Genomic DNA, 9,587 nt, shown 5'->3' on the forward strand with positions numbered 1-9,587 from the left:
ACTGGATAAGCGGAAACGTGGGCGACACGACTTTGTGAATCGGTACGCTAAGGTGTTGGCATCAAATACGTATCTGCTTTTTAAGAGTGTCGATGAAGTGTATGCGGCGATTGATAGAGAATATGATAATTTTATGAGGCTCATGTAAAAAGAAAGTGCAAAATGCGAAGCGAAATCGTAGGGGCGGGGTTTCCCCGCCCGGAGTAAGGGTTGGGGGACCCAACCCCTACAAAAATTCGGTGCTTCGGCATCTGTCCCTTGCTGAGCGGTATCGTCGGACTTTTAAGTTGCTTATGCTTGATGCTAAATCAGGGGATGTGTTGTTAAGAGGTTCTACGGTCAGTACGAATGATGATACCTTTGACTAAAATCGACGTTGCCGAAAGCACGATTGAGGGGAGCCTATCGTTCAATCATGAGATTTCTGAGACGGTCACACTAGCGACCAAAGTGTGTCGAGATATGAATCTCGACCTACGGATTCTGTTGACTAAACGAAGTCTATCCACCGGGCGGAGATTGATATGCGTGAAAGTATCCCTCGATTCATGATCGACTACTCAATAAGAATAGAGTGATCACGATTAAAGGAGAATTGCTGCTGATGATGAATGGACTCGATCTTCCAACAGGGGTATGACCCTTATAACGCCGGCTAATGGAACTCAGAGTCAGTTGAGCCTTCTTTGAAGATTATTACAAATTTGCTGTCAGCTGATTTCCGAGTCAAGATGATAAGGTCATAGAACCGATGTGAGCCTCCTATGGCATAGGTAGCTTCGTAGAGTAGCACATCTGCGAGACCGTCACCATTAAAGTCGGTGCGAACGACTTGAGTTAGGCGTTGTTCCATTCCATCGTCTGTGTAAGCAATATCGAACGGGCTTGATTTTCGTTCCGGTTTTATGACCTTGAGCAGACCTTTGTCCACGCGATCTTGATAGGTTTCATTTTCAATATTGTACCCATATGCTTGCTCAAAATCGGTCATGATAGGAAACAGGGCAAGGGGCAGTAATTTGGGATTGAACAGTTCTTCGGAGGGCGGTAGGAAACTTCGTTTTGGCTTGACTGCTTGTTCAAGTAAGTTAAGCGTACCACATGGATACTTGAACCATGCAGCATCCGCGATAGCAGCCATTGTATTGGGGAAGTAGCCTTGCTCAAGTGCATCATCATATTCCTTGCAAGTACGCACATGTTTTTTTTCTTTTTTGTCGTTCGTTAATTCTGCCCCTTTATCTTGGATGCCCTTCCATAGCAAAATTGATTGATCTCGAAGGGTCTGAATCTCGGCTTTGGTGAAGGACTTTTTGTCGGTACCATCAGCGAGCTTTATAGGCTTGAGCAATTCAAAGGTTATATCTTCTGGTTTGCTTGGAGCCGCCCACGTGGTGATTGTCCAGCACAGTGTCGAAAATAAACAACCCAGACCGATGTAAAACAGGCGATTCGATTGCATGATAGCCTCCCTTGATAAAAGATTGGTGTAGATTGTCAGATTATTCTATATTTTGTTGGTGCAAAATACAAGCCAAAAACCCTGTTAAAGGAATAATAAATGGGTGCTAACGCAGGCATTCCCAGATTTATGATTGATTCATCAATAATGTTCTGCTCGCCGGTGACGGTGTATACGGCGAAACGGGACGGCACTTTCGTTGCACGGTGTTATTCGATCCCCGGCTTCGTCGTTGAGGGCGACACGTTTGACGAGACCGTGGCGAGTGCGACCGAAGCATATCTTACCTTCAAGGCATGATGTGGTTCAAGGAACTAATGAACCAGTGAACTTAGCGATAGGTCATGGTAGATTCTAAAAACAAATAGGCGCTTTCGCCACCCGGTAGGTGCGGTTTCCAACCACACCGAATAGGCGCAGTTAGAAACAGCGCCTACCAAACGATAGAACGGTAGTTTCGTTTTCCTACCTCCCCAGTTTGGAGTGTCTCATTAATTCTAAGATCCACTATAATCAGTGAAGGTTCGCGTGGATTTGTGGAGGAACAAGGTAATGAAATTTGATAGAAATCCAAGGAACCAATCGGCACGCATTGATGTCGTGAAGCAGGACCGGACACGGACGGTTGATAAATTACCGGATCGACCAAGCGATGGGCAAACGGTAATCCTCCGACAGAAGGATAAGAGCAAGCAGGTATGCACCTATTCGAGGGACGGGGAGTGGATCTGTATATCGGCAGTAGACGAAGTGCCTATCCCAGTACCTGCTGCACCTAGTGCAAGGATAACTTTTTCCTCAACATTAGGAGATCCACCATAAATGGCGCGCACCTATGTGAAGTCCACAGATTATTCGGACACTGACACCGAATTTACATTCGAGACGGTGAACAGTGACATCTACCTGAAAATCGGAGACCTGAACGACGATGATGCAGTACTCGTCGTATCTATAATTGCTGGAGGACTCGTCGGGTTTTTCCAGAGCAGTGAGAGAATTGCGATTGCTAGGATAACCGCCGATTACGATGAAACAAACGGTATCCGCGTGGAATCTATACCAGAGGACTTAACGCTTAACGAGGAATATGTCATCAAGTTCACGCAAGCGCGCCCCGGCAGATTCGGCGAGCAAGGGCAACAAGGTGAACGCGGAGAACAGGGACCACAGGGTGAACGCGGAGAGCAAGGTGAGCGTGGCGAGCCTGGACCACAAGGTGAACGCAGAGAGCAAGGTGAACGTGGCGAACGGGGACCGCAGGGTGAACGTGGCGAACAGGGTGAACCCGGATCACAAGGCGAGCCTGGACCACAGGGACCCCCCGGACGGGACGGCATGGGGCCATGTCATTCGCTGGCTGTCTTAAATGATCCAAACGGAACGCAGAATCTACGATCAATCGCACTGCCAGAGGATTATGGCAACTATAATGATGTCTACATCGCTATCCACGAAGGCAACGAGTTACGGTCGAATACGCTCAAGACCGCTGTGTTAGTGAATGGTAGGCGATACCGAATTGGTGCATCAAATGATGTCGAGTGGGTAGAAGCAACTCGCACATTCAATATAGTTGGAGGCAACAACACGGGTGAATTCCGGCATATTATTCTGATTGGGTGTGAGACGGAGGCTGAAGCGGATATCGTCGTCGCTTCAGGTAGATGGGATAACCCGGTTGTTATCGATAATACGACGCTTGCTCATTCGACAACGCCCGGATTCGCGCCCACACCACAGTTATCGGGGTGGCATGGAACATGGATGCGAGTTGGTAACGTTGTGCAATTCAATCTTACTTTTGAAATGCAAGGATTTAGTGGCGTTGTTGAACAAGTTAGGATTAGTCTACTGCCCCCTGCCGGCACAACATTTATCAACTGCCGTGGTCAGATCAGTTTCCCGCTTGATTTCTATCCGAATGCAGTCATTGGTCAACGTAGGCAGCAATCAACACCAGCTAGTGATGAGGATGCAATTCGGATACTAATGGGCGCAGATACAGGTAGCGGTTATGATTGGGGTGACATAGGCGGAAGAGGCCCCTTTAATATATCAGGACAATACTACATTTTATCGGAATGAGGCAACCAAAGTTGGTTATAGTAGATGTGAGATGAAAGGGGACAAAATCGTGGCAAAACGGCTTTACCGCAGGGATGTTCGCAGAATTGTCAAACGGCATGTGTGCGATGTGTCGAGGGCAGAAGTCGTAGAAGCGTATAGAAACTCGCGGTTGAAGAATCTGCATGGAGAATTCCTTGATAGACGTTATCGTGCATTGTCGCAGGTAGACAAGAAACAGTATCGGACTGATTATTGGGATTGCGATAATTTCGCACTTGCACTTTGCGGTCAAGTACCTATGTGGTTTGATGTGAATGGGGTTGGGCTCGTGGTAGATTATAGCGGAAAAACATGCTTATAACTCGCTTTTGGTATATGACAATAATAAATTGTCAATTGTTGGCGTAGAACCACAAAACGATAGGTGGGACGTTGCGAAAACTGGGGCACGCATGTACAGCGCTCGAAACGGCTATACAATTTTCGGCTAACTTTTTAACTATGATTGCAATAATTACTTGTGCAGGGCGAGGGACGCGCCGTCGCCCTGATACAGAACATACTCCCAAAATTCTACTTGAACATGCAGGGCAACCGCTTATTGACCATATCGTCCGTCCGATAGATGAATCTGGATTGTTTGATAAAATTGTGTTTGTCCTCAGCCTACAGCACGGTCAGAAGGTTATCGATCATGTCCATCGTTCCTTTTTGGATACGCCGGTCAAGTTTGTTTGGCAAGATGCGCCACTGGGATTTGGTCATGCAGTTCTGCAAGCGCGGGAGGAGGTGTTTACTCCTCTTCGCTTCCCCCCGCTAGCAGGGAGACTGAGGGGGGGATGGAATCCTCCAGTGCTGATCCATACGGACGATGCGGTCAACCGTCATTGTGTGGACGGCATGAGTCTGGTAAGCGCGATAACGTCCAAAAAGGAATCCCAGATCGGGGTTCAGTGGCGTGGGAATGTGAAAAACTACGGCATGGCAATCGTCAGTTATCCTAATGGGCATCTGCCAAGGACGAACTCACCGATGCCGGGACGGGTGGAGTGGTTGGTAGAGAAGCCGTATTGGGACGAGGGCGGATTGGCAATGACGGGGATCTATTATATCCGTGAATCGCGGCGGCTGTTCCGGTGCCTGAACAAGTTGGTCAATTCGGGACGGTGCTTGGGCGGGGAGTACCAGTTCACCCACGCGCTCCAGATGATGATTGATCAAGGAACGCCGTTTCAGACCTATTATCACGAGTGGGTAGATTGTGGGCAGGCGAGAAAGCGAGAAGACGAGGGAACGGAAAAACGTGAAATTTAGCACTTGTAGGTCGAGATTCATATCTCGACACCAAATTGGGTAGATTGTGGAGGGAATAAGTGAAAAAAATAGGTGTGGTCGGCGCAGGGCTGGTTGGTTCGTGCTTCTTGGGACTGGATGACTTTCAGGTAGTGCATCGGAATGAGTGGAAAGATGCGATTTGGGATTGGCGGGGTGTGGTGAACGCTGCGGGTCTTGCGGGTATCCCTCCCTGTGAAAATGCTACATTTCAGGAGTTGATGCGAGCGAATGTTAAGATGCCGGTAGATATGTGCGGCTATGCTGCGAATATCGGTATACCGTTCCTGACATTCTCTACCACTGCGGTCTACCGTCGTCCGATTGATCTACAAGAACGGCTCAGGGAGGATGCGCCGCTTTATCCATATAACAGCTATGGCGCGAGCAAAATTCTGATGGAGGCGAGCCTCCCGAAGGACGCTTGCTTTATCTTCCGACTTCCCCGTGTTGATACTGAGACGGATTCGGAAAAGGACTTCGGACCGAAGTTGAAGAACTGGAAGGTTGTCGAGCGTGTATATCAGAGCTTTGTGTTCCATGCAATGAATAACCGGACACGGTTCTACGGGATTTATAACATCGGGTCAACGGATGTCTACCTGCCCGATTATATCAAAGAAAAGTATGGGTGGGAGGGTGAGGTGGTGCCGGCGCACTCATTGAACTTGTCGCCGGCGGTGATGATTGACACCTCGAAGGCGAAGGATTTGGGATTATTATGATACGCATAGTTTGCATTAATTTAAAACGTCGTATAGATCGTCGTGCGGCATGGCTTGGTGCAGCGTTTGCTCAAAGAGTTCCTGACGATATTATTGAGTTTTATTATGGCTACGATGCTGCGGATTATTCACGTCAGGAGGCAAGAGAAAGATTCAGCAATGATTTTCCTGATGTTGATTTTCCGGAGGCACGAGGGACTGGCAGTCAATGTGTTACTTGGTCATATCTAAGCTGTCTGAAACGGATATCGGAATATCCTGAAGATATGCGCGTGATACTGATGCAGGATCACACCGTATTCGGTTGTGAGTTTGGGCATGTTGAACGGGTAATCAATTCAGCGGATGATTTTAACGTTATCCAGTTCTTTTATGGAAATTTTGAGGAAGCGTATGAAACTTTCTACAAGGTAAACGGTAAAAGCAAAGGTGATGTATACGAATCTTACAATAACGATCTCTACAGCGATTATCTTGGAGATAGTGCTTCGTGTAACGTTTACACGCCAAAAGGTGCGCGTCTCACATTAGCGCGGTATCAATATCAGCATATACATAATCTAGATACCGTGTTTATGAAACGGATGAGTGAGCAGCCGGATGTGTATCGTGTGAAGGACCAATGGTTCTTCATACGCCGTCCGCTATGTTTGTCAAAGTGGATGGATTGTGTGGATTCTGATAGGGAGTATTATAACTATCTCGACAAGGAATCTGCGGAACCCAGTCATAGCAATCCGACAGCAAAATGGATTGTGGATTTACCAGAATCCCATGCAGGTCTGAAGGCGAACAATACATGGGGTCAACGTGCAAAGAAGATAAATGGAAAGGTGGTTATTGATGAAAGTTCTCTTGACAGGTGATAAAGGTTTTGTGGGTAGCCATATTCGGGTTGGTTTAGAAAACAGTCACGATGTTGTCGGACTTGATGTCCGCGGAAGTTTCACTGAATGGGTTGATGACATGAATTCGGTGATGGGGCGTGATATTGAAGCGGTTGTTCACTGTGGTGCTATCAGTAATAATCAGTGTGATGATCCGGACATCTATCTGTGGAACGCTTACGGCACATATCTACTGGCTAAAACCGTTAGAACTATCAACGCCGACATTCCATTCATATTCTTTTCCTCCTTCGTTGTGTCGGCGACCGAGTCGGAGCCGGAATCACGCACACCTTACGGGTGGACGAAAGCGGTCGCCGAAGATTTGGTGCAGGAGATACTGCCTGATGCAACGATTATCAGACCGGGTGTGATGTGGGGAAAAGAGGTGAACAAAAAAGCACATGTCGGTTCAGTCCCGTGGCGGTTGGCATCTCACGATATAGAGTTTTTGATACGGGGCTGGAAACGCAGATATGTGCATGTCCATGATGTGGTCGAAGCAATCAAGAACTGTCTTGATAATAGGCCACGTGGCATATTTGAAATTTCATCAGATAAATTCTACACTAACGAGGAATTAGCGGGACTCGTTCAGTGGAAAGATTATCAGTGGATTGACAAAGCCTCAGACGGCGGATTCAAGTTTGTAAGTCATCATGACAAGATTGGCGGACTCAATCTGCTGCCGGGTTGGTCGCCCCAGGTGAGACTGGAAACGGAACTGCCGCGCTTAGAAAAAGAGTTGCATAGTGATAGATAAGATCCTGCATGCGAATCTCAGTCGTCGTCCCGATAGGAACGAGTGGTTCTTAGAGAATACTAAAGTTAGTACAATTTTTAGGGTTGTTGAGCAATAGCAAGATCGTCGATTATGGAAAATCGACCTATAAATTGTGGGAGGGGTATCTTGCCCCGATGCTCTAATCCGCGGTTCTGCCAATATGCACATATCGCCCCGCTGGGGCTAAAGACAGTTTGTTCTTGATCTATCTATAAACATTCCGCCCCGCTGGGGCTGCTGTTGGTTATATCCGAAATCCTTTTTCTGCAAGTTAGGTTCCCGGAAGAAACTTAATGAAAAGTCAGCAAACAGTTGAAAACAAAACATTAAACAGATAGAAATTGTACATAGTATAGTAGAGAATATGGAAAATGCCGGCGTCCCGATGGAGAGTGTTAAGGTATTCGCTGCACATGATTGGATCGACTGTGGTAGAATAGGTAAAAAGGAGGATACACCATGAAACGCTTTACGCTTTATGCGTTACTGCTTTGCTTGTTTCTTGCCACATTTGCCTATGGCAACATCACCATTGACGGTGAATCGGTCCAGTTTAACCAAGGGGTTATCCAATATATCTACAATAAGCTGACCGACGAGACTTATACCCACCCGGACCCTCGTGGAGAACCAGGATACACGGGAGTCTACTGGAGAGATAAGAAAGTCTTGACCAGAACAGCGACGCTTGTTTCTGCGACACAACTGTCCACAAATTCAGTAGAACTGCTCTATCGTCAAGAGGGGACTGAGATTCTGCTTTCCATTGCAGTAGACCCGATGACAGACGATCTGCTTATTGACATGGAGGTCGTGTCGGATACACTGGGGATCGTCGCAATGCAGTGGGGAATGGGTTATTTGGATATTCAGAGCCTCTCAGTTATAGTTCCGAGCGACGGTGGACGGATTATTGACGCAACCAGCCCAAGAAACTTTTTTAGTCATTTCTACCCTAGCTCTGCTTGGGAAGCACAACTTGCTATTGCCCAAGGCGAACGCGGTGGGTTGTATATCAGGAATACGGACAATACCTTACAGTTTAAGCGGTTCGTCTATGAGCGGGCGGACGATGGATTCGCTTTGAACTTTGGGGCATACAATCAAGCGCCTTTTGATGTGCATACCAGAGGCAGCTCGCCGATGTGGCGATTCAATACATACGCCGGTGGCTGGCGGGTGCCGGCTCGGATTTATAGGGACTGGATGGAGCGGGCATTCCAGCCGCGGCGGTTGTCGGATATACCGTGGACTGAAGATATTACATTAGTTGTGCGTGCTAACCCGGGTATGGTTGGTGTGCCAAAAAAATTAGCCAAGCTCGTAGATCCGGCGAAAACATTATTATATTTGGAAGGTTGGGCTGTCGGAGGGGAATGGTGGACAAGAGGAAGTGCCACACATCATCCAGACTATTTTCCAGATTCAAAGTTGCCAATTTTTCTCGAAGCTGCAGATCAGTACGGATTTCGGGTGATGCTTCACGCAATCGCGCACGGTTGTTCACCAAGCCACCCGCTTTACCCTCATCTTCAACAGTATCAATATCGAGATACATGGACCGGAGAACCTATTAGTGAATGTTGGTACGAACCGTGCCCCCACCCTGCGCGGTTTCCTCTCGCCCACATTAGTGCTGCAAGTTCAGAGTGGCGAAACCTACTTGTCTCAAACCTAAAGGCGGCATGGGAGGAATACCCTGTTGACGCCTTTTTTCTTGACGCTAGCTTTTCTGTGATTAACGATGGCAATGGTTTGATTGATGGATTAAATATGGGTCAAGGGATGGCGTTGATGCACGAGGAATTGGCAGAAGCGATGCCGGGCATTGTGTTAGGAGGTGAACGGCTTCATGAAGCGACGTTTGCCTATGCGGGTTTTGCACAACGTCCCTTAATGCGTGATCATCTATTAAAACCGCATCTGATTAGCATATTTCTTTTTTCCCCGTTTGTTCACGCCATTGGATTTTCTACAATTGTTCCTGATGATGATCCAGTTCGTCATAATGAGATACTACGTTATAATGAATTTGTGGGTGCTATACCACTGCTCACTATTTGGGGTGTAGTTCACTTGGAAGATGAATATGTGGAGGTGCATAAAGTGCTTGAATTGGCGCGGGGTTGGCAGCACGAATATGGAATAGACGCAGATGTCAATGGCGATGGTGTGGTCAATATTCTCGATCTTACGGTTGTAGGGCAGAACGTCGGCGTGCCTTTTGCGCTCCCACAGGCAGATGTAGACGGGGATGGACAGGTGAATGTCTTGGATTTAATTTTGGTTACAAATATGTTTCGGAGGTAACGATATAGATGCGAATA

10 protein-coding genes are annotated in these 9,587 nt (G+C 47.3%); 9 read left to right on the forward strand and 1 reads right to left on the reverse strand.

Annotated elements, in window-relative coordinates; translation table 11 throughout:
- Positions 1-655: 655 nt before the first annotated feature.
- Positions 656-1,462 carry a hypothetical protein gene (locus J4G02_22655; protein ID MCE2397310.1) on the reverse strand — a complete coding sequence of 269 codons (807 nt, stop codon included), beginning with the start codon at positions 1,460-1,462 and terminating at the stop codon, positions 656-658.
- 99 nt (positions 1,463-1,561) lie between these two features.
- Here J4G02_22655 and J4G02_22660 point away from each other — a divergent pair, with 99 nt between their 5' ends.
- The 9 genes from J4G02_22660 (at position 1,562) to J4G02_22700 (ending at position 9,570) form a co-directional block, all read left to right on the forward strand.
- A complete protein-coding gene (locus J4G02_22660) occupies positions 1,562-1,762 on the forward strand; it encodes a hypothetical protein (protein MCE2397311.1) in 201 nt (66 codons plus the stop codon).
- Positions 1,763-2,014: 252 nt separating this feature from the next.
- Positions 2,015-2,284: a hypothetical protein gene (locus J4G02_22665; GenBank protein ID MCE2397312.1), complete on the forward strand. Its 270-nt coding sequence runs from the start codon at positions 2,015-2,017 to the stop codon at positions 2,282-2,284.
- Entirely contained in the window at positions 2,285-3,550 is a 1,266-nt protein-coding gene (locus tag J4G02_22670) for a collagen-like protein (protein MCE2397313.1), read from the forward strand. It abuts the gene before it with no gap.
- A 31-nt stretch (positions 3,551-3,581) separates the two neighbouring features.
- Complete coding sequence (locus J4G02_22675) at positions 3,582-3,893, forward strand: hypothetical protein (GenBank protein MCE2397314.1); 312 nt, start codon at positions 3,582-3,584, stop codon at positions 3,891-3,893.
- A gap of 140 nt (positions 3,894-4,033) precedes the next feature.
- The gene (locus J4G02_22680) at positions 4,034-4,846 is read left to right on the forward strand and encodes a nucleotidyltransferase family protein (GenBank protein ID MCE2397315.1); all 813 of its coding nucleotides are present in this window, start codon (positions 4,034-4,036) and stop codon (positions 4,844-4,846) included.
- Positions 4,847-4,905: 59 nt separating this feature from the next.
- Positions 4,906-5,589, forward strand: a complete 684-nt coding sequence (locus tag J4G02_22685) for an NAD(P)-dependent oxidoreductase (GenBank protein ID MCE2397316.1) — start codon at positions 4,906-4,908, stop codon at positions 5,587-5,589.
- Positions 5,586-6,455, forward strand: a complete 870-nt coding sequence (locus J4G02_22690) for a hypothetical protein (GenBank protein MCE2397317.1) — start codon at positions 5,586-5,588, stop codon at positions 6,453-6,455. The genes J4G02_22685 and J4G02_22690 overlap by 4 nt, the downstream gene beginning before the upstream one ends.
- Positions 6,433-7,239, forward strand: coding sequence for an NAD(P)-dependent oxidoreductase (locus tag J4G02_22695; GenBank protein ID MCE2397318.1), 807 nt, complete (start codon positions 6,433-6,435; stop codon positions 7,237-7,239). Before J4G02_22690 ends, J4G02_22695 begins: the two co-directional genes overlap by 23 nt.
- Positions 7,240-7,719: 480 nt before the next feature.
- Entirely contained in the window at positions 7,720-9,570 is a 1,851-nt protein-coding gene (locus tag J4G02_22700; GenBank protein ID MCE2397319.1) for a hypothetical protein, read from the forward strand.
- Positions 9,571-9,587 lie beyond the last annotated feature (17 nt).

The sequence above is a fragment of the Candidatus Poribacteria bacterium genome, assembly GCA_021295755.1.
Classification (GTDB): domain Bacteria; phylum Poribacteria; class WGA-4E; order WGA-4E; family PCPOR2b; genus PCPOR2b.